Here is a 24,940-nt window from a genome sequence, read left to right on the forward strand (position 1 = left end):
AGTCCGGCCCAAACGCTTCCTACGACAAAAAATTTGCCGAGACTTTTCCATGATCGAATCCGTCGAATCCTTCCTTGCCCGCCTGAAAAAACGCGACCCGGATCAGCCTGAATTCCACCAGGCCGTCGAAGAAGTCCTGCGCAGTTTGTGGCCCTTTCTCGAAGCCAATCCGCACTATCTGACTTCCGGCATCCTGGAGCGCATGTGCGAGCCGGAGCGGGCGATCGTCTTTCGGGTTTCCTGGGTCGATGATCAGGGCAAGGTCCAGGTCAATCGCGGTTTCCGTATCCAGATGAACAGCGCAATCGGCCCGTACAAGGGCGGCTTGCGTTTCCACCCTTCGGTGAATCTCGGGGTGTTGAAGTTCCTGGCCTTCGAGCAGACCTTCAAGAACTCGCTGACGTCGTTGCCCATGGGTGGCGGGAAGGGGGGCTCGGACTTCGACCCGAAAGGCAAGAGCGACGCGGAGGTCATGCGCTTCTGCCAGGCCTTCATGAGCGAGCTGTACCGCCACATTGGTGCCGACGTTGATGTGCCGGCCGGTGATATCGGCGTCGGTGCCCGCGAGATCGGTTTCCTGTTCGGCCAGTACAAACGCCTGAGCAACCAGTTCACCAGCGTGCTGACCGGCAAGGGGCCGAGCTACGGCGGCAGTCTGATTCGCCCCGAGGCCACCGGTTTCGGTTGCGTGTACTTCGCCGAAGAAATGCTCAAGCGTCGCGGTCAAACCGTTGAAGGCAAACGCGTGGCGATTTCGGGGTCGGGCAACGTCGCGCAGTACGCTGCGCGCAAGGTCATGGATCTGGGCGGCAAGGTGATTTCGCTGTCCGATTCCGAAGGCACGCTGTATTGCGAAAGCGGTTTGACCGAAGCGCAATGGCAAGCGGTGCTTGAACTGAAAAACGTCCAGCGTGGACGCATCAGCGAATTGGCCGGCCGTTTTGGCCTGGAGTTCCTCGCCGGCCAGCACCCTTGGGGGCTGAGCTGCGACATCGCGCTGCCATGCGCCACGCAAAATGAACTGGATGCCGAGGCGGCCCGTGCGCTGTTGCGCAATGGCTGCACCTGTGTAGCGGAAGGGGCGAACATGCCAACCACCCTGGAGGCTGTGGACCTGTTTATCGAGGCGGGCATTTTGTTTGCACCGGGCAAGGCGTCGAACGCCGGCGGTGTGGCGGTGAGCGGGCTGGAGATGTCACAGAACGCCATGCGCCTGCTGTGGACCGGCGGTGAAGTGGACAGCAAGCTTCACGCGATCATGCAGTCGATTCACCATGCGTGCGTGCATTACGGGGAAGAGAACGGCCAGGTCAACTACGTCAAAGGCGCGAACATCGCCGGCTTCGTCAAAGTCGCCGACGCCATGCTCGCCCAAGGTGTGGTTTAAGCCGGTTGAATGCGGATGATCTCGATCAGTTGATCGCCGGCCGGGCGTTGCCACAGCACCTCATCGCCCAGTTGTGCCCCGAGCAACGCCCGGCCCAGCGGTGAAGCCCAGTTGATCAGGCCGACCGTCGCATCGGCCTGGTCCTCGCCCACTATTTGCACCGTTTGCTCGTGATTGTGTTCGTCCGCGAACGTCACCCGGCTGCCGATCTGCACTTTCTTCGTTGAGCTGGCAGGCGGTGCCACTTGAGCGCTTTGCAGGCGCTGGTTGAAATACCTCAAGTCGCGCTGAAGATCAGCTTCGCGCTGCTTGTCGGCCAGCTCACCCAGGGCGTTCAGTTCTCCCAGCAGGGTTTGCAGCTCCGCGACCTTCGCCTGCAACTGGGTCAGGCCTGAGGGCGTAACGTAATTGGGTTGCACACTGACCTGCCGTTCGACCGGCTGATCGGCTTGCGCGGCGGCATTATCTTCATTGACGAAGGCACGACTCATGGTTTTCTCCCGATATAGGGTTTGGGCCATGGTTGCAGGCTTTTAGTTTCGATGAATGTCTGTGAGCGACCTGTGGCGACTGACGGGCCCGGGCCGCACGCTCGTCCACAACGGGGTGGCGCGCTGCCTGTGAGCTAGTAGTGATACCACTTCACCTCAAGCATCACTTCGTTCTCGGGCGTGGCCAGGTGGCTGAATTCGCGCTGGGCGCTCAGGCGCAAGCCCAGGTTGCGCGACAGTTCCCACTGCTGGTTCAGGCTCAGGCCACGACGCACTTCGCCATTGGTGAAGAAATCGCCCTTGGCCTCCAGACTGAAGTTGCCCAGCGGATTTTTCCACAGCAGGCCCGTGTTGAAACCCGCCGCCGGGGCGATAAAACCGGCGAAGTCATTGTTGTGCTCGACCCGCACGGTGCCCAGGGCAAAACCCAGCAGGTCGTCGCCCAGTTGCCAGGTGCCACCGCCGCCGCCGTTGACGTGGCTGACCAGGGTTTCGTCGTCATGTTTGCCCGGGACCCGCTCCAGACCGCCTGTGACCTGCCACGACAGCGGTTGCAGCAACTCATTGCGCGGTGTCAGGGAGCGGATGGTCGCCAGATCCAGTTGCTGTAACTGCCAGTCATTGCCTTCGTACTGGCGCAATTTGAGCTGGAGGATTTCGATCTGCGCGCCGAGGGGGAAACTTTCGGCGTTGTCGTTGAGGTCGTGATAGGCCATGCGCAGGCCGTATTCACCAAACGCCTTGTCGCCCCGGGTGCCGAGACCGGCCTGCCAGGTGCGGGATTCGTGACCGTCCTCCGGCAGGCCGGGTTGCGGGATGTCCAGCTCCGGTGCCGGGTTCTGATTGATCGCCCGCAGCAGTTCGAAGCTGCGCTGGGCCCGTGCGGGATCGCGTTCCTGTCCATTGGCCCGGTAGCGCTCCAGTCGATAAGCGGCGTCGATGATCAACGCCTGGCGGTCGCGGGGCTGTGCCTTGAACGCCGGGGCCTGCAATTGTTTCTGGTCGGCGCTGACCTTCAGCACCCACTGTTGCTCTTCATCGGTCAAGGGCGCGGCGCGGCTCAAAAGTTCTCGCTCGCGCGACGGTCGATATTGGATGGACTCCACCAGCCCGGCCTCTTTCACCGCTTTGACGGTGTCGGTGGGAATGGCCGTCAGGGGGAATTGTTCGGTCAGGCGCAGGCTCGGGCGAGCCACTTGCAGCAACTCCAGCAGGCGATAGGAACAGTTTTCGTCGAAGAAAAAATAGTCGAACTTGATCTGTTTCAGTTCCCAGACGTGCTCGACCATGCGCGCCGTTTCTGCCTGGGTCAGGTTCAGCCGGTATTCCCACAGGTCACGGTTTTCCAGGCTGCGGTATTCCGAGAGTTTTTCCTGGTACGGCACCAGTGCAAAGAGGCCCGGATACCCGCCCATCAGGCCTTTCCAGGCATAGAGGATGCTGTTGTCCGAGCCTTCGATGTAGGCGCCGAAGTTGATCGCGTAACTGAGCAGTGAGGTCTTGTCGCTCTGTACATCGGCCTGATCGATGCGCAACAGGGTGTGGCCGAACATCGAAGATGGACTGTTCAGGTAGGCAGCCGGAAAAATCATCACCGCGCTGTGGGGCGAAACATCCTTGAACCACTGCTTGAACTCAGCGCAGTCCACGGTCGGCAGATCCGTCAGGTTGAGCTGCGCTTTCAGCCAGCGGGTGCGGGCCGGGTAAACGCATTGGGCATGCTGTTCGCCAGCACTGGCCGGGGCATACAGCGCTTGCACGGTGGCCGCCAGTTCGTGATCAGGGTGTTCATTGCCATCGGCGGCGAGGAAGAATTTTTTGTCACTGACGTAGCTGCGCCAGCCGCCGAGCTTGGCGGTTTCGTAATGACCCAGGGAAATCCAGAAAGGGTCGTTGGCCAGTTGCTGCAAACGTTGTGGATCGACTTGAGACGCGGCGGACAGCGGGGCGCAGATACTGAGCGCCAGCCAGGCAAGGCGTTTGAGCATAAGTGGCAACTTAATTCGAAAAAAAACAAAGACCCAAAGAGGGGCAGGTCCAAAAAACAAAACCCGCTTCCCTGAAGAAGCGGGGTCGAGTCGAGCTTAAGCTTGAGTGGCGTACTTGGCCAGACGAGGGTCGTTTTTCAGAACGGCCAGGGTGTTGGTATGAACATCTTCAGCGGTCACGTCAGCTTTGCTGAAGATCTGTTGGAAGTGCTCGTGAGTGACGGCGGCGAAGTGCGCACGGTCTTCCGGCGCCACGCCCAGTACCACGGCGTAAGTGGTCAGCGCTTCGCCCTGACCTTTAGCCATGTCTTCGGACAGCTCGTTCATCATGCCATTCATGGCGAACCAGGATTTGCCGCCATAGGTCAGCGACGCGTTGGTTGCGCAACCGTTGGTCCCGGAAGTCATGCCGAAGGTTGCGTTACCGGAAGTGCCGTTGGTGGTGGATGCCAGGAAGTGAGCCGGAGTACCACGCTGACCTTCGAACAGCATGTTGCCCCAACCGCAATCCGGACCGCCTGGCGCTTGAGCCATGGCGTTGAGGGATGCAACGGTGAAGAGAGTACCGAGAAGAATCCGTTTCATAGCTTTGTTCTCTTTTAGATGCGTACCAATGGAAAAGGGGGTTTGGCCCGTTCCGGCGCCAGTTGGGCCGGTTATTAGTCCAGCCGCGCAGTTTGGAGTTTAGGCACGATCAAGCGGTTCCGTGATTTTTTGCAAAACATTCGTTGAAAACAGTGAATTGGCGCGGCTCTGTACAGGGGTTTCGAGTTCTCTATGCTTTGGTTAAGGCGCTCCTTGCCAGTCGGGCATGGGCAGCGCCAGAATGCCGCTATCTGCCCCGCCTGATGTAAGGAAGCCCGATGCCTGATCCTGTTGCTGCCAGCTTGCGTCTAGCGCCTGAAGCGCTGACCCGTCCGTTTTCCGCTGAACAGTTCAGCTTCTCTACCACTAATGATCTGGAGCCCTTCCGCGGTGTGCTTGGCCAGGAACGTGCGGTCGAAGCCTTGCAGTTCGGTGTGGCCATGCCACGCCCCGGTTACAACGTGTTCGTCATGGGTGAACCCGGCACCGGCCGGTTTTCGTTCGTCAAACGCTACCTGAAGGCCGAAGCCAAACGCCAGCAGACCCCGGCGGACTGGGTCTACGTCAATAATTTCGATGAGCCGCGCGAGCCCCGCGCACTGGAATTGCCGTCGGGCACCGCCGGCGCCTTCATCGGCGACATCAACGGCTTGATCGACAACCTGCTGGCCACCTTTCCAGCGGTGTTCGAGCACCCGTCCTATCAACAAAAGAAAAGTGCCATCGACCGCGCCTTCAACCAGCGCTACGACAAGGCGCTGGATATCATCGAGCGTCTGGCTCTGGAGAAGGATGTCGCGCTCTACCGAGACAGCAGCAACATCGCCTTCACCCCGATGGCCGAGGGCAAGGCGCTGGACGAGGCGGAGTTCGCCCAGTTGCCGGAAGCCGAGCGTGAACGCTTCCATGACGACATTTCCGCGCTGGAAGAGCGTCTGAACGAAGAGCTGGCCAGCCTGCCGCAATGGAAGCGCGAGTCGAGCAATCAGCTGCGCCATCTCAACGAAGAAACCATCACCCTGGCCTTGCAGCCGTTGCTTTCGCCGTTGTCGGAAAAGTACGCAGAGAACGCCGCCGTGTGCGGTTACCTGCAAGCCATGCAGGTGTACCTGCTCAAGACCGTGGTCGAGCAACTGGTGGACGACAGCAAGACTGACGCCGTCGCCCGCAAACTGCTGGAAGAACAGTACGCGCCGAGCCTGGTGGTCGGTCATGCCTCCAGTGGCGGTGCGCCCGTGGTGTTTGAGCCGCACCCGACTTATGAAAACCTGTTTGGCCGGATCGAATACAGCACTGACCAAGGCGCGCTGTACACCACCTATCGCCAGCTGCGGCCGGGGGCGTTGCATCGGGCCAACGGCGGCTTCCTGATCCTTGAAGCGGAAAAAATGCTCAGCGAGCCGTTTGTATGGGATGCGCTGAAACGCGCCCTGCAATCGCGCAAGCTGAAAATGGAATCACCGCTGGGTGAACTGGGGCGCCTGGCCACCGTGACCCTGACCCCGCAAAACATTCCGTTGCAGGTCAAAGTCGTGATCATCGGAGCCCGTTCGCTCTACTACACGCTGCAGGACCTCGATCCGGACTTCCAGGAAATGTTCCGCGTCCTGGTGGATTTCGATGAAGATATCCCGATGGTCGACGAGAGCCTGGAGCAGTTCGCCCAGTTGCTCAAAACCCGTACTTCGGAAGAAGGCATGGCGCCGTTGACCGCCGATGCGGTGGCGCGACTGGCTACCTACAGCGCACGTTTGGCTGAGCACCAGGGGCGTTTGTCGGCACGCATTGGTGATCTGTTCCAACTGGTCAGCGAGGCGGATTTCATTCGTCATCTGGCGAGTGATGAAATGACCGATGCCGGCCACATCGAACGAGCGCTCAAGGCCAAGGCCACCCGTACCGGGCGTGTGTCGGCGCGGATTCTCGACGACATGCTCGCCGGGATCATCCTGATCGACACCGATGGCGCGGCCGTCGGCAAGTGCAACGGCTTGACGGTGCTGGAAGTCGGCGATTCGGCCTTCGGTGTGCCGGCGCGGATTTCTGCCACGGTGTATCCGGGCGGCAGCGGTATCGTCGATATCGAACGTGAGGTCAACCTGGGTCAGCCGATTCACTCCAAAGGCGTGATGATCCTCACCGGGTACCTGGGCAGTCGTTATGCCCAGGAATTCCCGTTGGCGATTTCCGCGAGTATTGCGCTGGAACAATCCTACGGTTATGTCGATGGCGACAGTGCGTCGCTGGGCGAGGCGTGCACGCTGATCTCGGCACTGTCGAAAACCCCACTCAAGCAGTGTTTTGCAATCACCGGTTCGATCAACCAGTTCGGTGAAGTGCAGGCGGTGGGTGGGGTCAACGAGAAGATCGAAGGGTTCTTCCGTCTCTGCGAAGCCCGTGGGCTGACCGGCGAGCAAGGGGCAATCATTCCCCATGCCAACGTCGCGACGCTGATGCTCGACGAAAAAGTGCTGACGGCGGTGCGCGCAGGGCTGTTCCATGTCTACGCGGTGCGCCAGGCGGACGAGGCCTTGAGCTTGCTGGTAGGCGAGCCGGCGGGTGAGCCGGATGAGAATGGCGAGTTTCCTGAAGGCAGTGTCAACGCGCGGGTGGTTGAGCGCTTGCGGGTCATCGCGGAAATGATCAGCGAAGACGATCTGAAGGAAGCCGAGAAAGAGGCGGCGCAGGAGGCACTGGTCGAAGCCAAACCGGCCTGATACAAAACAATCCAGGGATTAAACCGTTCCACTGTGGGAGCGAGCCTGCTCGCGATGACGGATTAACATTCAGCATGTTTGTTGACTGTCAGTCTGTTATCGCGAGCAGGCTCGCTCCCACATTTGTTTGTGTGTATCCCAAAGTGCCATCACTCTGACGTCAATATTCACACAATGACCATTCGGCGCCTTCTGGTCTTGCCTGACGTGCTAGTCAGACTTTTCTTCTATTCTCTGCTCAAGGATATCGACAGTAATCACTGGATCGAGACAGCCTTCGCTTGGGGGCTGAATACCGGATCTAACGAGGGTCGCCGCCATGTCGCGCAACCTCTGCCTCACCCGTCAATGCCTGGGTCTTGTGACCCGTATCGAATGCGCCATCAAACCGTTGGCGGGCGATACGGGCATGTGGACCTTACTCTTCGCTGCCGGAATGGCGGGCGAACAACCTTCAGCCATCAAGGCTCAAGGCCCGTTTCATGGACCTTTTGTCGCTGAGTCGATACTCGACACTATTGTTGAAAGCCTGACCTTGCACGGTTATGAACTGGCCGATGACCCGCAGATCTGGTGCCTGCATCTGCAAGCCCAGTTGCGGGAAATCAACGGTGGTCGTTGCCGTAGCGTCGGTGGCTTCGAGTTCCGGCCCGAGCATTAAGCGCTATTGGACCAGATGGGACGTGTCGGCCTTGTCGAGCTTGACCTCGAAACCATATTGCACGGTGGTGAGGTCAGTTCGCTGATAGGTTTCCAGCTGCGTGGGTTGCCCGTAGAAGTAATGCACGGCAAATAATCCCGGGCCTTCTGCACTCGCATCATGGTTGACCGCCAGAATTTCCTTCAGGTAGTTGCCGCTGTCATCCTTGGCGAAAAAACGCCAGTCCTGATCGGGAAACACTTTCAGATCCACCACCAGTGCATTGCCCTTTAGCTCAAGCCCCTTGGGCAGTTGATGGGCGTCGAGGGGCTTTTTCTCGACCGTGGCCAGGAACAGCGGCATGGAGCCCACCACGTAAGCCGGTGTTTCCGGAAACAGGTTCAGGTCATAGGTGATGGTGCCGCGCAGTGGATCGACCTGGTAGGCCTCTGCGGGTAGTTCGATGGGCTCGTCGCGTTTGCCGCGACTGTCCTCGGTGAAGAAACTGACGGGGCTGTCGCCGGGGTTGAAGGACGAGCCGAGCAGTTCGTCATTGAAGCTCTTGAGGTGACTGAATTCGACCCTTGCAGCGCTGGGGTCATCGACCGATTGACTGATGTTGACCCCTTTCTTCAGTTGTTCCTCCGTCAATGCGGCGCCCTTGAGCCAGGTCGACGCCTGGTCGTCATACACCACCACAGGAAAGCTCAGTGGCTGGATGGTTTTCTCCGTGGTGTGACGGTCGAAGCGTCGGACCGGCAGGTTCAGGTCCTTGCGCGTTACGGTGGCTCCGGAAAAATCCAGCAGGCTGACTTCGAGGGTTTCGATCGGCCCGTTGAAGTACACCTTCGAGTAATGGTGGGTTTGTTGCTTTTCAAAGGCGCGTTGTTCTTCGTCGAGTTGTTTGCCGAACGCGTCGGTCCAGGTTTTCTGCTGCTGCATTTTTGCCAGCTGTTGTTGATAGAAGGCGATTTGCGAGGCGGTTTCGTTGATTGACCCCGAGCGCGTGAGAAATTGCCCGGTGGCGTCCCTGGCCTGGACGATCACCGGGTTCAGTGGGGTTTCGTCAATCTCGGGTGCAAGCGGTGCGTTGTTGTTGAACTCTATTTCGGCGTAGTTGTGGGTCAGCTTGAGCAAGGTGACGCTGAGGTTGTCGTTGGTGCGAGTCTGGCCAACGTCCTTTTTCGTCAAGTCGAAGCTGTAGAGCCGGCGCGGTGCAATGACTTCCAGCTTGCCTTGCAGACTCACCGGTTGTGGCTGGTTCTTGTGGTCGATGTCCAGGCCTTCGATGAACGGGTAGGTCACGGTCAGGTCATCGGGGCTGGTCAGGTTGGAGCTCGACGGGCTCAATTGAATGCCCGGGTCGGTTTCCGACCATTCCGGCTGGAAAGCGATGACGCGTTTGTTGTTCAGGGTGACCGACTGCCATTCCAGTCCATGGGGAAACAGGAACGCGGCGGGAATGTTGAAATTGAAGGGGAACACCGGTTGCAGGTCGATCAGGTAGTCGGAACTGGAGTCTTTGCGCAGCACGAACAGGCCATTGATATAGGTATCGACCAGGGCCTGTGGCGTGGGGTAGTGCTTGAGTACGGCGAGGGCGTCGTCGCCGTACTCGGTTTCCACGGGTTTGCTGTCGAGCTTGAGCTGCGCGCGTTCCAGCAGCAACAGCGAGCCGCCCAGTTCAGCCACGGCATCCTTGAGTTTAGGGTCGGTGATGGCGTCCAGGGATTTTTCGAACTGCGCGGTCTTTTCCTCGAGGCTGACCTGACGTTTCTCTTCGCCGGGTGAGCAGGCGCCCAGCAACAGGGCCAGGCAAACTCCAGCACTCGTTAACGTTAGTCGCACATCCATTTCCACTCTTCCTGTCCGATATCACGCGGCTGTCAATAGTTTGGACACTAGCAGAAAAAATTTGACACATACGCGCAGGTGGCGGATTTCTCAACGGTTTCTGGCTGCTTTTGGGCATACACAGGCGACTGTTATACTCGCGGCCATTTCAGACCACGTGTGAGATTCAATGGAACGCTTTATCGAAAATGCAATGTATGCATCCCGCTGGCTGCTGGCTCCGATCTATTTCGGGCTGTCCCTGGGACTGTTGGCGCTAGCACTGAAATTCTTCCAGGAAGTCTTCCACGTCATTCCCAACGTCTTTTCGATGGCCGAGTCGGACCTGATCCTGGTGCTGCTGTCGCTGATCGACATGGCACTGGTGGGCGGTTTGCTGGTGATGGTGATGATTTCCGGCTACGAGAACTTCGTTTCCCAACTGGATATCGACGAACACAAGGAAAAGCTCAATTGGCTGGGCACCATGGATTCGTCTTCATTGAAGATGAAGGTGGCGGCGTCCATCGTGGCCATTTCCTCCATCCATTTGCTGCGGATTTTCATGGACGCCAAAAACGTCGATCCCGAGCATTTGAAGTGGTACGTGATCATTCACATGACGTTCGTGGTGTCGGCGTTTGCCATGGGTTATCTGGATAAGCTGACCAAGCACTGACACCAGGCATGCCCCCTGCGGCGAGCAAGCTCGTTCGCCACAGGGGATTTTGCCCAAACAGACGGGCGGCATCGTTTGTGGCTTGTGCTTTGACGCGCCGAGGCATATCCCTGTAGATGTCTTGGCTCGCCAATGCGTGAGGTGCGTTCATGAACCTGCAAGAGTTGAATGCCTATGCTGTCGCCGGGAAGGTCGATGAGCTGAACCTGATCTCCATGGAAGGCGGTATCTACCTGCTGGAAGCGCGGATGCATGGCGCGGCATATCCATTGAGCGATGCTCGCGGGCAGATGTTTCACCTGCGTTCAGTCGAGCACGCGCGTGAAGTGCTGCACTCCTTTCCCAAGTTGAATTTCAACCTCGTGCACACCTTGGTCCATGACGAGATGTGCGGGCTGGGTGACGTCGAAGAACACCTGAAGGTGCCGATCGACCTTGGTTATTCGCGACAGGGCTGACGTCCCTCATCAACCCGTGGCAACTGTGCTAGTCTGCTGGCCCTTTTGGTTCCGGGCGCTCCGGGACGCGCTGTGCACGCACGGCAAGTTCCAGGGCCGTCCGCACAGCGGAGCAGTGTCATGTCCGAAGTAAATCTGTCCACCGACGAAACCCGCGTCAGCTACGGTATTGGCCGTCAGTTGGGCGACCAGCTGCGTGATAACCCGCCACCGGGCGTTAGCCTGGACGCGATCCTTGCCGGTCTGACCGACGCATTCGCCGGTAAGCCGAGCCGTGTGGGCCAGGAAGAAATGTCCGCCAGCTTCAAGGTCATCCGCGAAATCATGCAAGCCGAAGCGGCAGCCAAGGCTGAAGCGGCTGCTGGCGAAGGCCTGGCCTTCCTGGCCGAGAACGCCAAGCGTGAAGGCATCACCACCCTGGCTTCCGGTCTGCAGTTCGAAGTGCTGACTGCCGGTGAAGGCGCCAAGCCATCCCGTGAAGACACCGTGCGTACCCACTACCACGGCACCCTGATCGACGGCACTGTATTCGACAGCTCCTATGAGCGTGGTCAGCCTGCAGAATTCCCGGTCGGCGGCGTGATCGCTGGCTGGACCGAAGCCCTGCAACTGATGAATGCCGGCAGCAAATGGCGTCTGTACGTGCCGAGCGAGCTGGCTTACGGCGCGCAAGGCGTTGGCAGCATTCCGCCGCACAGCGTGCTGGTATTCGACGTCGAGCTGCTCGACGTTCTGTAAGACCTGCTGATTACCTGTAGGCGCGAGCCTGCTCGCGATGGGCGACAACGGTAGCGCGGCCATTCTCAATGAACGCGGTGTCTTTGAGTTTTTCGCGAGCAGGCTCGCTCCTACAGGGGCTTGCGGCGTTTTTCATAATTCGATTTTATGGTGCGGTTCAGTGTGCGGGCGCAAGGCCCGGGCATAGCAGAACAGAAACAGATTGCGCACCAGTTCCTTGAGTACCATCGGCTCGCAGGAGCTCAGGCCATTGACGTCCAGATCACCCTGATCCTGCAGTTCGCTCAAGGCTTCCTCTTCAAGTACCGCACAGACTTCCCCGGTTTCCCGATGCAGGATTCTCAGGTAAGGGTGTGGGCGGTCCAGCCAGGCATCGATCAAATAAGTCATGCGTCATCTCCATTGAAAAGGGTTTCAATGAGAATAATTCTTATTATCAGAATAGCAAGCATCTATCGACGGATTGTGGCTTTTCCGGGGTAAAGACTGCGCAAGGTCAAAACGGCTGGCGGCTGGCTACTGCGAGAGAGGCGGGACGGGGGAGGGCGAAGCACCATCCCACGCTTGGCGCGGGATGGAATACAGCGGAATCAGACTTTTCTGACGAACTCGGATTTGAGTTTCATCGGGCCGATACCGTCGATCTTGCAGTCGATATCGTGATCGCCATCGCACAGGCGAATGTTCTTGACCTTGGTGCCGACCTTGACCACCAGGGATGTGCCCTTGACCTTTAGGTCCTTGATCACGGTGATGGTGTCGCCGTCCTGCAGGACATTGCCGACCGAATCCTTTTTAACGGTGTCATCGGACACGGCTTCGGCTTCACCGTTGGCGGACCACTCGTGGGCGCACTCGGGGCAAATCAGTTGGGCGCCATCTTCGTAGGTGTATTCGGAATTGCATTTCGGGCAGGGTGGCAACGTGCTCACTAAGGCTCCTTTGGATTCAGGATCGCTAAAAAGCGCACATTGTATAGGGTTTTAGGCGGGAGCGGGCACAGCGCAGGAAAACCTGTGGGGATCAAGCCTGTGGGAGCGAGCTTGCTCGCGATAGCGTCCTTTCAGGCAACAAGAATGTTGAATGTAAGTCCCTAATCGCGAGCAAGCTCGCTCCGACAGTGTTTTGCAGTGTTTGTCAGTGCGTGCGGGCGACCGCGAACTCGCTCAGCTCGACCAATGCATCGCGGTATTCGCTGGCAGGCAGCGCCTCGAGGCATTTGATCGCGCGGGCCACGTAGTCGCGGGCCAGTTGCGCGGTGTAGTCCAGGGAACCCGAGGCTTCCACGGCTTCGCGGATGCTTTCCAGGTCTTCGATACCCCCTTTCTGGATCGCCTTGCGCACCAGTGCAGCTTGTTCCGGCGTGCCCTCGCGCATGGTGTAGATCAGCGGCAGGGTTGGCTTGCCTTCAGCCAGATCGTCACCGACGTTCTTGCCCAGGGTTTCTGCGTCGCCCTTGTAGTCCAGCAAGTCGTCGACCAACTGGAAGGCTACGCCCAGATGATCGCCGAACGTGCGCATGGCTTCAGCCTGCTCCGGCGTGGCTTCGCACAGGGCTGCGGCACTGTGGGTCGATGCCTCGAAGAGCATCGCGGTCTTGCCGCGGATGACTTCCATGTAGGTTTCTTCGGTGGTGCTGGCGTCACGGACCTTCGACAGCTGCAGCACTTCGCCTTCGGCGATGATGCGCGTGGCTTGCGAGAGGATCTTCATCACCGGCATGGAGCCGAGCTCGACCATCATTTCGAAGGAGCGCGAATACAGGAAGTCGCCCACCAGCACGCTGGGGGCGTTGCCCCACATCGCATTGGCGGTCGAGCGACCACGGCGCATGCCGGACATGTCCACCACGTCATCGTGCAACAGGGTCGCTGTATGCAGGAATTCGATGGTGGCTGCCAGCAGGCGCAGGTCATCGCCTTCGCGACCCAGTGCCTTGCCGCACAACAAGACTAATAAAGGACGCAGGCGTTTGCCGCCGGCCGAGGTGATGTAATCGCCGATTTTCGATACCAGCGGCACTCGGGAAGTCAGCTGCTTCTTGATGATGCCGTCGACGGCGCTAAAATCGTCCGCCACCGCGCGGTAGAAAGCTTGGGGTTGCATCAGCGACAGTTGCTCCAGAAGGGTTGCGCGGCATGCTAGGACCCGCGTCGGCAGGTGTCAAGGCGCGATGGACGGCCTATTGCAAGGCGCTCGTGCCTTGCGTACAATCGCGCACCCTGAACTTCCTGGGCAGCACCTGCCTTACGCAATTGCAAGCGGGCCTTCCAGCCCCATGCAGCCATGCCAGCCAATACCTCTTCTTATAAAGAGCTGGGTGAGCAGGATTATCGGAGAAATACCATGTCTTATGCAGTAATCGTTACTGGCGGCAAGCAGTACAAAGTCGCCCCAGGTGAATACCTGAAGATCGAAAAACTGGAAGTCGCTACCGGCGAATCCGTTACCTTTGATCGCGTTCTGTTGGTTGCCAATGGTGACGACGTGAATATCGGTGCTCCAGTTGTTGCTGGCGCTACCGTTGTGGCTGAAGTGATCTCCCAAGGTCGTCACGATAAAGTCCGCATCATCAAGTTCCGTCGCCGTAAGCACCACATGAAGCGTATGGGCCACCGCCAGTGGTACACCGAGATCAAAATCACCGGTATTCAGGCTTAATTACAGCCTAATTCCTCACTAGGAGAATTGAACTCATGGCACACAAAAAAGCTGGTGGTAGTACCCGTAACGGTCGCGACTCAGAAGCCAAACGCCTTGGCGTGAAGATGTATGGCGGCCAGGCTATCAAAGCAGGCAACATCATCGTGCGTCAGCGCGGCACCCAATTCCACGCTGGCTACGGCGTTGGCATGGGTAAAGATCACACCCTCTTCGCTAAAGTCGAAGGCGTGATCAAGTTCGAAGTAAAAGGCGCCTTCGGTCGTCGTTATGTGAGCGTAGTCGCAGCTTAATTGCGCGATCGCTGGAAAAGCCCTGTCTCGCGACGGGGCTTTTTCGTTTGTGGGGTGAGTCTCTTGCAAAACTGTTTGTATGGGCTGTCGGCGCGCTGGATTGTGCGGTCGTTGATTGAGGTCGCTGCGCTCATTTTTGCAAGAGTCTTATGTCTTAGTGTTTTTCGGCTCGTCCGTATGGCGAGAGGCGTTGTGTTATGAAGTTTGTTGATGAAGTATCGATTCGAGTAAAGGCTGGCGACGGCGGTAACGGTTGCATGAGTTTCCGGCGCGAGAAATTCATCGAGAACGGTGGTCCGAACGGTGGTGATGGTGGTGATGGCGGCTCGGTCTACATGATCGCCGACGAAAACCTCAATACCCTGGTGGATTACCGTTACACCCGGCACTTCGATGCCGAGCGTGGCTCCAATGGTGGCAGCACCGACTGCACCGGCAAGAAGGGTGAGGATCTGGTTCTGCGCGTTCCGGTCGGCACCACCGTGATCGATTCCGCGACTCAGGAAGTGATCGGTGACCTGACCAAGGCTGGCCAGAAGCTGCTGGTGGCCCATGGCGGCTGGCACGGTCTGGGTAACACGCGTTTCAAATCCAGTACCAACCGTGCACCGCGCCAGACTACGCCGGGCAAGCCGGGCGAGCAGCGTGATCTCAAGCTGGAAATGAAAGTGCTGGCGGACGTGGGTCTGCTGGGCTTGCCGAACGCTGGCAAAAGTACCTTTATCCGTTCGGTATCGGCGGCCAAGCCGAAAGTTGCCGACTACCCGTTCACCACGCTGGTGCCAAACCTCGGCGTGGTCAGCGTCGATCGCTGGAAAAGCTTCGTGGTTGCGGACATTCCGGGCCTGATCGAAGGTGCTTCCGAAGGCGCGGGTCTGGGCATTCGCTTCCTCAAGCACTTGTCGCGTACCCGTCTGCTGCTGCACCTCGTCGACATGGCGCCGCTGGATGACACCAGTGCTCCGGACGCCGCAGAAGTCATCGTTAACGAATTGACCAAGTTCAGTCCGTCCCTGGCTGAGCGTGATCGTTGGTTGGTCCTGAACAAATGCGACCAGATTCTTGAAGAAGAGCATGATGCACGCGTCAAGGAAATCGTTGATCGCCTGGAGTGGACAGGTCCGGTCTATGTGATTTCGGCCATCGCCAAGCAGAACACCGAGCGCTTGTGCCACGACATCATGCGCTATCTGGAAGATCGCGCCGATCGTCTGGCCAATGATCCCGCCTACCGGGAGGAGCTGGCAGAGCTCGATCAGCGCATTGAAGACGAGGCGCGTGCCCAGCTGCAAGCGCTGGACGATCAGCGTGCCCTGCGTCGCAGCGGGGTGAAGTCGGTCCACGACATCGGCGACGATGATTGGGATGAAGAAGACGTGGATGACGAAGACGGTCCGGAAATCATTTACGTGCGTGACTGATTCGTTGCGATAAACTTAAGCGCCGCTCAATTGAGCGGCGTTTTGGTATCTGGAAATCGATCGTTGGTCACGAATAACCACGAATAACGTCACGGGCAGTGCTAGGTCGCGTTGCCCTCAAGCTAAGGTTGAAGATGATGCGGAGCAAGGTGACAGGTGCGCGGCGTTGGGTCGTGAAGATCGGCAGCGCTTTGCTGACGGCGGACGGCAAGGGCCTGGATCGCGCGGCAATGAGTGTCTGGGTTGAGCAGATGGTGGCTTTGCATGAGGCGGGCGTCGAGCTGGTGCTGGTGTCCTCCGGGGCGGTGGCGGCCGGCATGAGTCGTCTGGGCTGGACTGCGCGACCCAGTGCGATGCACGAGCTTCAGGCCGCCGCTGCAATCGGCCAGATGGGGCTGGTGCAGGCCTGGGAGTCGAGCTTTGCCGAGCACGGCCGGCACACGGCGCAGATTCTCCTGACTCACGACGACCTGTCCGACCGCAAGCGCTACCTGAATGCCCGCAGTACCTTGCGTGCGCTGGTGGAGCTGAAGGTTATTCCGGTGATCAACGAGAATGACACCGTGGTCACCGATGAAATCCGTTTCGGCGATAACGATACCCTGGCGGCGTTGGTGGCCAACCTGGTCGAGGCTGATCTGCTGGTGATCCTGACCGATCGCGATGGCATGTTCGACGCCGACCCGCGCAACAATCCCGATGCCAAGTTGATTTACGAAGCGCGTGCCGATGATCCGGCGCTCGATGCGGTAGCGGGTGGCACTGGTGGTGCGCTGGGGCGTGGCGGCATGCAGACCAAATTGCGCGCGGCGCGTCTGGCGGCGCGTTCGGGTGCTCATACGATCATCGTCGGTGGGCGCCTTGAGCGCGTGCTGGATCGCCTGAAGGCGGGCGAGCGCATCGGCACCTTGCTCTCGCCTGAACGCGGCATGCTGGCGGCGCGCAAACAATGGCTGGCCGGGCATCTGCAAACCCGCGGCACATTGGTGCTGGATGCAGGGGCGGTGGTGGCGTTGTCCCAGGGTAACAAGAGCTTGCTGCCGGTCGGGGTCAAGCTGGTTCAGGGCAGCTTCCGTCGCGGTGAGATGGTGGTGTGCGTGGCGCCGGACGGTCGTGAAATCGCCCGTGGCCTGGCCAACTACAGTGCGCTGGAAGCACAAAAAATCATCGGTCAGTCGTCCGAGGCGATTGTCGGTCTATTGGGTTACATGGCAGAGCCGGAGCTGGTTCACCGCGATAACCTGATTCTGGTCTGAAGGAATATCTGAATGCGCGTGGCAAAAGGATTGTTGGGCTTGCTGTTGGCGATGCCCTTGCTGGCTTCGGCGGAAGAAATCGGTCAGGTCTCGACGGTGTTCAAGTTCGTCGGGCCAAATGACCGGATCGTGGTCGAGGCCTTTGATGATCCCAAGGTCGATGGCGTGACCTGCTATCTCTCACGCGCCAAGACCGGTGGTGTGAAGGGGGGTCTTGGATTGGCCGAGGATCGCGCCGAGGCGTCCATCGCTTGCCGGCAGGTCGGGCCGATCAGCTTCAAGGGTGAGCTCAAGGATGGCGACGAAGTATTCAAGGAGCGCACTTCGCTGGTCTTCAAGACCATGCAGGTGGTGCGTTTCCTCGACAAGAAGCGCAATACGCTGGTGTATCTGGTGTACAGCGACCGTTTGATCGAGGGTAGCCCGCAGAATGCCGTCACGGCGATTCCGATTCTTCCTTGGGCGAACACCCAATAATCTGACCCAATCAGAACTGTGGGGGTGAGCAAGCTCGCCCCCACAGTTTTTTGTGTGTTCATCAAATTGCAGGCAATAAAAAACCGACCCTGAGGTCGGTTTTTTAATGAGCGTGTCGCTTAGGCAGCAGCGGCAACGTTCAGGGCCTTGACGTGGCCATTCAGGCGGCTCTTATGGCGAGCGGCTTTGTTCTTGTGGATGATGCCTTTATCGGCCATACGGTCGATAACTGGCACGGCCAGAACGTAAGCAGCTTGAGCTTTTTCAGCGTCTTTTGCGTCGATGGCCTTAACTACATTCTTGATGTAGGTACGAACCATGGAACGCAGGCTGGCGTTGTGGCTGCGACGCTTCTCAGCCTGTTTTGCACGTTTTTTGGCGGAAGGTGAGTTGGCCACCGTCGAGCTCCTCGAAAGACTTTTAGGAAATAGCAATCAAAATAGGCCGCGAATCATGCCGATGAGTTGCAGTGTTGTCAAGGGCGGAGGAAACGTTCCGCTAAGTGGTAGGTCCCGACCCCTTGAAAACTACTGTGCTCGGCAATACAGCGTTGAAAACAGTCTTGAAATGCTCATTGACGTTCGTCAACTCCGCTTTCTCGCCTGTTTTCGCCTTGTCTTGCCTTCGCTCGTCACGTTTTCATGAGGTCGGTGGCACAGAATATTTCTTTCCGGCGTGCGACCTGTAAACTCGCGAGCTTTGGCTCTGTGCTGTTGCGGCGCGGAGTATCGCATAAGTAGGCGCTCAGTTCGCCTGCTGTTTATCGACAGGCACAAACTCTTTCAATGAATCTGCTCAAATCGTTGGCCGCCGTCAGCTCTATCACGATGCTTTCCCGGATCCTGGGCTTCGTTCGTGACACCCTCATTGCACGCATATTTGGTGCGGGAATGGCGACCGACGCGTTCTTCATCGCCTTCAAATTGCCCAATCTGTTGCGGCGTATCTTCGCGGAGGGCGCCTTCTCCCAGGCTTTTGTGCCGATTCTTGCCGAATACAAAAGCCAGAAGGGCGAGGAAGCGACGCGAACGTTCATTGCTTACGTCTCGGGTCTGCTGACGCTGGTGCTGGCCGTGGTGACCGCGCTGGGGATGATTGCCGCCCCCTGGGTCATCTGGGTGACGGCGCCGGGCTTTACCGATACGCCGGAAAAATTCGAGCTGACCTCCAGCCTGCTGCGGGTGACCTTTCCTTACATCCTGCTGATTTCCCTGTCCTCGCTGGCGGGCGCGATCCTCAACACATGGAACCGCTTTTCGGTGCCGGCCTTTGTGCCGACCCTGTTGAACGTCAGCATGATCATTTTTGCGGTGTTCCTGACGCCGTACTTCGATCCGCCGGTGATGGCGCTTGGCTGGGCGGTTCTGGCCGGCGGCCTGGCGCAGCTGTTGTATCAGCTGCCACACCTGAAAAAGATCGGCATGCTGGTGCTGCCGCGCCTGAATCTGCGTGATACGGGGGTCTGGCGGGTCATGAAGCAGATGCTGCCGGCGATTCTCGGGGTGTCCGTGAGTCAGATCTCGCTGATCATCAACACTATTTTCGCTTCGTTCCTGGTCGCCGGTTCCGTGTCTTGGATGTACTACGCCGACCGTTTGATGGAGCTGCCGTCCGGCGTGCTGGGCGTGGCATTGGGCACGATCCTGTTGCCGACCCTGGCCAAGACCTACGCCAACAAGGATCGACATGAATATTCGCGAATCCTCGACTGGGGCCTGCGCCTGTGCTTCGTGCTGGTGCTGCCATGTTCCCTGGCGTTGGGGATTCTGGCCGAGCCGTTGACGGTTTCGCTGTTCCAGTACGGTCAATTCAATGCATTTGATGCGGCCATGACCCAGCGTGCGTTGATCGCCTATTCGGTCGGGTTGCTCGGGATCATCGTGATTAAAGTGCTGGCACCGGGCTTTTATGCGCAACAAAACATCCGCACGCCGGTAAAGATCGCAATTTTCACCTTGATCATCACCCAGCTGTTCAACCTCATGCTGATCGGTCCGCTGGCTCACGCTGGTTTGGCGCTCGCCATCAGTGGCGGTGCCTGTATCAACGCCGGGTTGCTCTTCTATCAACTGCGCAAACAGCAGATGTACCAGCCACAACCGGGCTGGGGGGTATTCGGCTTGAAGCTGGTGATCGCGGTGACGGTGATGTCAGGCGTGTTGCTGGGTGCGATGCACTTTATGCCAGCCTGGGATCAAGGGCATATGCTTGAGCGGTTCCTGCGCCTGGGGGCATTGGTGGTCGCCGGTGTGGTGGCGTATTTCGGGATGTTAGTGTTGATGGGTTTTCGCTTGCGCGACTTTAATCGCAAGGCGTTGGGCTAAGGCCCGGGCCTCGATAAACACGGGTGGGCCGGCGTTTTTGTCGGCTCGATCACTTTGGGATACGGTGTTGCCTGTCGTCGGCCGCCGGGTGTGGTTATAATCGACCACTTTATGAGCAAGAAGCGCGTTATGCAGCTGGTTCGAGGCCTCCAAAATCTGCGCCCCCAGCATCGGGGCTGTGTCGCCACTATTGGCAACTTTGACGGTGTACACCGTGGCCACCAGGCTATCCTGGCGCGACTGCGTGAGCGTGCGCTTGAATTGGGCGTGCCCAGCTGCGTGGTGATTTTCGAGCCGCAGCCGCGTGAGTTTTTCGCGCCGGACACGGCACCGGCCCGTTTGGCACGCCTGCGCGACAAGTTGCAGCTGCTCGCTGCCGAAGGCGTTGACCGGGTCTTGTGCCTCGCCTTCAACCAGCGTCTGAGCAAGCTCAGCGCCAGCGAGTTTGTAGACACCATTCTGGTGGATGGCCTGGGCGTGCAGCATCTTGAAGTCGGCGACGACTTCCGTTTCGGCTGTGACCGGGTAGGGGATTTCGATTTCCTGCAACAGGCCGGCGTCATGCAGGGCTTTACCGTTGAAGCGGCGCAGACTGTCGAACTCGACGGTATCCGGGTCAGCAGCACACAGGTGCGTAATGCGCTGGCGGCTGCTGACTTTGCCCTTGCCGAACGTCTGCTTGGCCGCCCGTACCGGATTGCCGGGCGGGTGTTGCATGGCCAGAAACTGGCGCGTCAGTTGGGTACGCCAACGGCCAATATTCAACTCAAGCGCCGTCGCGTGCCGTTTACCGGGGTTTACCTGGTCAGCGTCGACCTCGACGGCAAGACCTGGCCAGGCGTCGCCAATATCGGCGTTCGACCTACGGTCCAGGGAGATGGCAAAGCCCACCTCGAAGTCCATCTTTTAGATTTTGCCGGCGATCTGTATGACCGGCGTATGACGGTGGTTTTCCACCAAAAGCTGCGTGAAGAGCAGCGTTTCGCCTCTCTGGAGGCGCTTAAGACGGCGATCAATGCGGATGTCGCCGCCGCCCGTGCCCTGTCGCACCTAGCGCCAATCGCTAATGAAGAGCCTTAAATGACCGACTATAAAGCCACGCTAAACCTTCCGGACACCGCCTTCCCAATGAAGGCCGGCCTGCCACAGCGCGAACCGCAGATTCTGCAGCGCTGGGACAGTATTGGCCTGTACGGAAAGTTGCGCGAGATTGGCAAGGATCGTCCGAAGTTCGTACTGCACGACGGTCCTCCGTACGCCAACGGCACGATTCACATCGGTCATGCGCTGAACAAGATTCTCAAGGACATGATCATCCGCTCGAAGACCCTGTCGGGCTTTGACGCGCCTTATGTTCCGGGCTGGGACTGCCACGGTCTGCCGATCGAGCACAAAGTCGAAGTGACCCACGGCAAGAACCTGGGCGCGGACAAGACCCGTGAACTCTGCCGGGCGTATGCCACCGAGCAGATCGAAGGCCAGAAGTCCGAATTCATCCGTCTGGGCGTGTTGGGCGATTTCGCCAACCCCTACAAGACCATGGACTTCAAGAACGAGGCCGGTGAAATCCGCGCCCTGGCAGAAATCGTCAAGGGCGGTTTCGTGTTCAAGGGCCTCAAGCCTGTGAACTGGTGCTTCGATTGCGGCTCGGCCCTGGCCGAAGCGGAAGTCGAGTACGAGAACAAGAAGTCCTCGACCATCGACGTGGCCTTCCCGATTGCCGATGAAGCCAAGCTGGCTGCCGCATTCGGTCTGCCATCGCTGGCCAAACCGGCTTCGATCGTGATCTGGACCACGACCCCGTGGACCATCCCGGCCAACCAGGCGCTGAACGTCCACCCGGAATTCAACTACGCCCTGGTCGATGTCGGCGACAAATTGCTGGTGCTGGCTGAAGAGCTGGTCGAGTCGTGCCTGGCACGTTACTCGCTGGAAGGCTCGGTGATCGCCACTGCCACCGGTTCCGACCTGGAGCTGATCAACTTCCGTCACCCGTTCTACGACCGTCTGTCGCCGGTTTACCTGGCCGATTACGTCGAACTGGGCGCCGGTACTGGCGTGGTTCACTCAGCACCGGCCTACGGCGTCGACGACTTCGTGACCTGCAAGAAATACGGCATGGTCAACGACGACATCCTCAATCCGGTACAAAGCAACGGCGTTTATGTGCCATCGCTGGAATTCTTCGGCGGCCAGTTCATCTGGAAGGCCAACCCGGCCATCGTCGACAAGCTGACCGAAGTGGGTGCGCTGCTGCACACCACCATCATCGAGCACAGCTACATGCACTGCTGGCGCCACAAGACGCCACTGATCTACCGTGCCACCGCGCAGTGGTTCATCGGCATGGACAAGCAGCCAACCACCGGTGACACCCTGCGCCAGCGCTCGCTCAAAGCCATCGAAGAGACCAAGTTCGTGCCGGCCTGGGGCCAGGCGCGACTGCACTCGATGATCGCCAACCGTCCGGACTGGTGCATCTCCCGTCAGCGCAACTGGGGGGTACCGATCCCGTTCTTCCTGAATAAGGAAAGCGGCGAGCTGCACCCACGTACCGTCGAGCTGATGGAAGAAGTCGCCAAGCGCGTCGAAGTCGAAGGCATCGAAGCGTGGTTCAAGCTGGATGCCGCCGAGCTGCTCGGTGATGAAGCGCCACAGTACGACAAGATCAGCGACACCCTGGACGTCTGGTTCGACTCGGGCACCACGCATTGGCACGTCCTGCGCGGCTCGCACCCGATGGGCCACGAAACCGGGCCACGCGCCGACCTGTACCTGGAAGGCTCGGACCAGCACCGTGGCTGGTTCCACTCGTCGCTGCTGACCGGTTGCGCCATCGACAACCACGCGCCGTACCGCGAACTGCTGACCCACGGCTTTACCGTCGACGAGTCCGGCCGCAAGATGTCCAAGTCCTTGGGCAACGTCATTGCACCGCAGAAAGTCAACGACACCCTGGGCGCCGACATCATGCGTCTGTGGGTCGCGTCGACCGATTACTCGGGTGAAATGGCGGTTTCCGAGCAGATCCTGCAACGCAGTGCGGACGCCTACCGGCGTATCCGTAACACCGCGCGTTTCCTGCTCTCGAACCTGACCGGCTTCAACCCGGCCACCGACCTGCTGCCGGCCGAAGAAATGCTGGCACTGGACCGTTGGGCCGTGGATCGCACCTTGCTGCTGCAACGCGAGCTGCAAGAGCACTACGGTGAATACCGCTTCTGGAACGTCTACTCCAAGATCCACAACTTCTGCGTGCAGGAGCTGGGCGGTTTCTACCTGGACATCATCAAGGACCGCCAGTACACCACCGGCGCCGACAGCAAGGCCCGTCGTTCGTGCCAGACCGCGCTGTTCCACATCTCCGAAGCGCTGGTGCGCTGGATCGCGCCGATCCTGGCGTTCACCGCCGACGAGCTGTGGCAATACCTGCCGGGCGAGCGCAACGAATCGGTGATGCTCAACACCTGGTACGAAGGCCTGACCGAATTGCCGGAAGGTTTCGAACTCGGTCGCGCCTACTGGGATCGCATCATGGAAGTGAAGGTTGCGGTCAACAAAGAGATGGAAATCCAGCGCGCGGCGAAAGCCGTCGGTGGCAACCTGCAGGCTGAAGTGACGCTGTTCGCCGAAGACGCGCTGAGCGCCGACCTGGCCAAACTGAGCAACGAACTGCGTTTCGTGCTGATCACCTCCACCGCCAGCGTCGCACCTTTCGTGCAGGCGCCGGCCGATGCCGTGGTCACCGAAGTCAGCGGCCTGAAGTTGAAGATCGTCAAGTCGGCCTTCGCCAAGTGCGCCCGTTGCTGGCACTGCCGTGAAGACGTCGGCGTGAATCCGGAGCATCCGGAAATCTGCGGTCGTTGCGTCGACAACATCAGCGGCGCTGGCGAGGTTCGTCACTATGCCTAATGCTGTTGGCCGTTTCGGACGGCTGAGCTGGCTCTGGTTGAGTTTGCTGGTCCTGGTCATCGACCAGGCCAGCAAGTTCTACTTCGAAGGCAAGCTTGCGATGTACCAGCAAATCGTGGTGATCCCCGATTACTTCAGCTGGACCCTGGCCTACAACACTGGCGCGGCGTTCAGCTTCCTGGCGGACAGTTCCGGTTGGCAGCGCTGGCTGTTTGCACTGATCGCGGTGCTGGTCAGTGCGGTGCTGGTGGTCTGGCTCAAGCGCCTGGGGCGCAACGAAACCTGGCTGGCCATCGCCCTGGCGTTGGTGCTCGGTGGTGCGTTGGGCAATCTGTATGACCGCATTGCCTTGGGGCATGTGATCGATTTCATCCTGGTGCATTGGCAGAACCGCTGGTATTTCCCGGCGTTCAACTTTGCCGACAGTGCAATTACCGTCGGTGCCGTGATGTTGGCACTGGATATGTTCAAAAGTAAAAAGACCGGAGAAGCCGTTCATGACTGAACAGGTATTGGCTGAGCAACGCATTGGCCAGAACACGGAAGTCACCTTGCATTTCGCATTGCGCCTGGAGAATGGCGACACGGTGGACAGCACCTTCGACAAAGCCCCGGCGACCTTCAAGGTCGGTGACGGCAACCTGTTGCCAGGTTTCGAAGCGGCGTTGTTCGGTTTCAAGGCTGGCGACAAGCGTACTCTGAGCATCGAGCCGGAAAACGCCTTCGGCCAGCCCAATCCGCAAAATGTGCAGATCATTCCGCGCTCTCAGTTCCAGGACATGGAGCTGTCGCCTGGTCTGTTGGTGATCTTCAATGATGCGGCCAATACTGAATTGCCAGGTGTGGTGAAAGAGTTCGATGATGCTCAAGTGACCATCGACTTCAATCACCCGCTGGCAGGCAAGACGCTGACCTTTGACGTGGAAATCATTTCCGTCACAGCGCTGTAACTGACCAAACCGGCTCGTTGTAGGCGCGAGCCCGCTCGCGAAGGACTCAAAGACACCGCTTTCATTCAGAATGATCGCATTGTCGTTGACGCCCATCGCGAGCGGGCTCGCTCCTACAGGGCAAGACACG

The 24,940-nt window shown here is 58.9% G+C and carries 24 protein-coding genes; 16 read left to right on the forward strand and 8 right to left on the reverse strand.

Annotation, left to right across the window (positions count from 1 at the left end; genetic code table 11):
- The first annotated feature begins 49 nt into the window (after nt 1-49).
- On the forward strand, nt 50-1,387 hold the full coding sequence (gene gdhA / locus BLV61_RS19370; protein ID WP_047533496.1) for an NADP-specific glutamate dehydrogenase: 1,338 nt from the start codon (nt 50-52) through the stop codon (nt 1,385-1,387).
- Here the strand turns inward: gdhA and BLV61_RS19375 are convergent.
- The 3 genes from BLV61_RS19375 to BLV61_RS19385 all read right to left on the reverse strand — a co-directional run bounded on the left by BLV61_RS19375 (nt 1,384) and on the right by BLV61_RS19385 (nt 4,451).
- Nucleotides 1,384-1,878, reverse strand: a complete 495-nt coding sequence (locus BLV61_RS19375) for a GreA/GreB family elongation factor (RefSeq protein WP_047533488.1) — start codon at nt 1,876-1,878, stop codon at nt 1,384-1,386. The genes gdhA and BLV61_RS19375 overlap by 4 nt on opposite strands.
- A gap of 134 nt (nt 1,879-2,012) precedes the next feature.
- Nucleotides 2,013-3,866, reverse strand: coding sequence for an Lnb N-terminal periplasmic domain-containing protein (locus BLV61_RS19380; protein WP_090466958.1), 1,854 nt, complete (start codon nt 3,864-3,866; stop codon nt 2,013-2,015).
- Nucleotides 3,867-3,962: 96 nt separating this feature from the next.
- On the reverse strand, nt 3,963-4,451 hold the full coding sequence (locus BLV61_RS19385) for a DUF3015 domain-containing protein (protein WP_047533482.1): 489 nt from the start codon (nt 4,449-4,451) through the stop codon (nt 3,963-3,965).
- Between the two features lie 278 nt (nt 4,452-4,729).
- Between BLV61_RS19385 and BLV61_RS19390 the strand changes: the two genes are divergently transcribed.
- Both BLV61_RS19390 and BLV61_RS19395 read left to right on the forward strand, forming a co-directional pair.
- Nucleotides 4,730-7,168, forward strand: coding sequence for a Lon protease family protein (locus tag BLV61_RS19390; RefSeq protein ID WP_090466960.1), 2,439 nt, complete (start codon nt 4,730-4,732; stop codon nt 7,166-7,168).
- A 319-nt stretch (nt 7,169-7,487) separates the two neighbouring features.
- Nucleotides 7,488-7,829 (forward strand): PA4575 family protein, encoded by a 342-nt coding sequence (locus tag BLV61_RS19395; protein WP_047533476.1) that lies wholly within the window; start codon nt 7,488-7,490, stop codon nt 7,827-7,829.
- 3 nt (nt 7,830-7,832) lie between these two features.
- Here BLV61_RS19395 and BLV61_RS19400 read toward each other — a convergent pair whose 3' ends face one another.
- Complete coding sequence (locus BLV61_RS19400; protein WP_090466962.1) at nt 7,833-9,662, reverse strand: hypothetical protein; 1,830 nt, start codon at nt 9,660-9,662, stop codon at nt 7,833-7,835.
- 169 nt (nt 9,663-9,831) lie between these two features.
- Here BLV61_RS19400 and BLV61_RS19405 point away from each other — a divergent pair, with 169 nt between their 5' ends.
- From BLV61_RS19405 to bamJ, 3 genes are all read left to right on the forward strand, one after another.
- A complete protein-coding gene (locus BLV61_RS19405; RefSeq protein ID WP_047533470.1) occupies nt 9,832-10,320 on the forward strand; it encodes a TIGR00645 family protein in 489 nt (162 codons plus the stop codon).
- 149 nt (nt 10,321-10,469) lie between these two features.
- Nucleotides 10,470-10,778, forward strand: a complete 309-nt coding sequence (locus tag BLV61_RS19410) for a DUF6482 family protein (protein WP_090466964.1) — start codon at nt 10,470-10,472, stop codon at nt 10,776-10,778.
- A 120-nt stretch (nt 10,779-10,898) separates the two neighbouring features.
- A complete protein-coding gene (gene bamJ / locus BLV61_RS19415) occupies nt 10,899-11,516 on the forward strand; it encodes a BamJ family beta-barrel-assembly machinery protein (protein ID WP_047533466.1) in 618 nt (205 codons plus the stop codon).
- Nucleotides 11,517-11,648: 132 nt separating this feature from the next.
- On the opposite strand, the gene BLV61_RS19420 is transcribed toward bamJ, so the two are convergent.
- The 3 genes from BLV61_RS19420 to BLV61_RS19430 form a co-directional block, all read right to left on the reverse strand.
- Complete coding sequence (locus BLV61_RS19420; protein WP_047533465.1) at nt 11,649-11,906, reverse strand: PA4570 family protein; 258 nt, start codon at nt 11,904-11,906, stop codon at nt 11,649-11,651.
- Nucleotides 11,907-12,106: 200 nt separating this feature from the next.
- A complete protein-coding gene (locus BLV61_RS19425) occupies nt 12,107-12,448 on the reverse strand; it encodes a zinc ribbon domain-containing protein YjdM (protein ID WP_047533463.1) in 342 nt (113 codons plus the stop codon).
- A 205-nt stretch (nt 12,449-12,653) separates the two neighbouring features.
- Nucleotides 12,654-13,622, reverse strand: a complete 969-nt coding sequence (locus BLV61_RS19430) for a polyprenyl synthetase family protein (protein WP_047533460.1) — start codon at nt 13,620-13,622, stop codon at nt 12,654-12,656.
- Between the two features lie 240 nt (nt 13,623-13,862).
- Here BLV61_RS19430 and rplU point away from each other — a divergent pair, with 240 nt between their 5' ends.
- From rplU to BLV61_RS19455, 5 genes are all read left to right on the forward strand, one after another.
- Nucleotides 13,863-14,177 carry a 50S ribosomal protein L21 gene (gene rplU / locus BLV61_RS19435; RefSeq protein WP_007950961.1) on the forward strand — a complete coding sequence of 105 codons (315 nt, stop codon included), beginning with the start codon at nt 13,863-13,865 and terminating at the stop codon, nt 14,175-14,177.
- Nucleotides 14,178-14,212: 35 nt separating this feature from the next.
- On the forward strand, nt 14,213-14,470 hold the full coding sequence (rpmA, locus tag BLV61_RS19440; RefSeq protein WP_003281574.1) for a 50S ribosomal protein L27: 258 nt from the start codon (nt 14,213-14,215) through the stop codon (nt 14,468-14,470).
- 197 nt (nt 14,471-14,667) lie between these two features.
- On the forward strand, nt 14,668-15,891 hold the full coding sequence (cgtA, locus tag BLV61_RS19445) for an Obg family GTPase CgtA (RefSeq protein ID WP_047533450.1): 1,224 nt from the start codon (nt 14,668-14,670) through the stop codon (nt 15,889-15,891).
- A 137-nt stretch (nt 15,892-16,028) separates the two neighbouring features.
- On the forward strand, nt 16,029-17,147 hold the full coding sequence (gene proB, locus BLV61_RS19450) for a glutamate 5-kinase (RefSeq protein ID WP_047533447.1): 1,119 nt from the start codon (nt 16,029-16,031) through the stop codon (nt 17,145-17,147).
- Between the two features lie 12 nt (nt 17,148-17,159).
- Nucleotides 17,160-17,624 (forward strand): CreA family protein, encoded by a 465-nt coding sequence (locus BLV61_RS19455; RefSeq protein ID WP_047533442.1) that lies wholly within the window; start codon nt 17,160-17,162, stop codon nt 17,622-17,624.
- A gap of 119 nt (nt 17,625-17,743) precedes the next feature.
- Here BLV61_RS19455 and rpsT read toward each other — a convergent pair whose 3' ends face one another.
- Nucleotides 17,744-18,022 carry a 30S ribosomal protein S20 gene (gene rpsT, locus BLV61_RS19460; RefSeq protein WP_020798646.1) on the reverse strand — a complete coding sequence of 93 codons (279 nt, stop codon included), beginning with the start codon at nt 18,020-18,022 and terminating at the stop codon, nt 17,744-17,746.
- A 387-nt stretch (nt 18,023-18,409) separates the two neighbouring features.
- Between rpsT and murJ the strand changes: the two genes are divergently transcribed.
- From murJ to fkpB, 5 genes are all read left to right on the forward strand, one after another.
- Complete coding sequence (gene murJ, locus BLV61_RS19475) at nt 18,410-19,948, forward strand: murein biosynthesis integral membrane protein MurJ (protein ID WP_047533437.1); 1,539 nt, start codon at nt 18,410-18,412, stop codon at nt 19,946-19,948.
- Between the two features lie 129 nt (nt 19,949-20,077).
- Nucleotides 20,078-21,028, forward strand: a complete 951-nt coding sequence (gene ribF / locus BLV61_RS19480) for a bifunctional riboflavin kinase/FAD synthetase (protein ID WP_047533434.1) — start codon at nt 20,078-20,080, stop codon at nt 21,026-21,028.
- Entirely contained in the window at nt 21,029-23,860 is a 2,832-nt protein-coding gene (ileS, locus tag BLV61_RS19485) for an isoleucine--tRNA ligase (RefSeq protein ID WP_047533431.1), read from the forward strand.
- Entirely contained in the window at nt 23,853-24,365 is a 513-nt protein-coding gene (gene lspA, locus BLV61_RS19490; RefSeq protein ID WP_047533428.1) for a signal peptidase II, read from the forward strand. The genes ileS and lspA overlap by 8 nt, the downstream gene beginning before the upstream one ends.
- A complete protein-coding gene (fkpB, locus tag BLV61_RS19495; RefSeq protein WP_047533425.1) occupies nt 24,358-24,810 on the forward strand; it encodes an FKBP-type peptidyl-prolyl cis-trans isomerase in 453 nt (150 codons plus the stop codon). Before lspA ends, fkpB begins: the two co-directional genes overlap by 8 nt.
- Nucleotides 24,811-24,940 lie beyond the last annotated feature (130 nt).

The sequence above is a fragment of the Pseudomonas mohnii genome (genome assembly GCF_900105115.1).
Lineage (GTDB): Bacteria > Pseudomonadota > Gammaproteobacteria > Pseudomonadales > Pseudomonadaceae > Aquipseudomonas > Aquipseudomonas mohnii.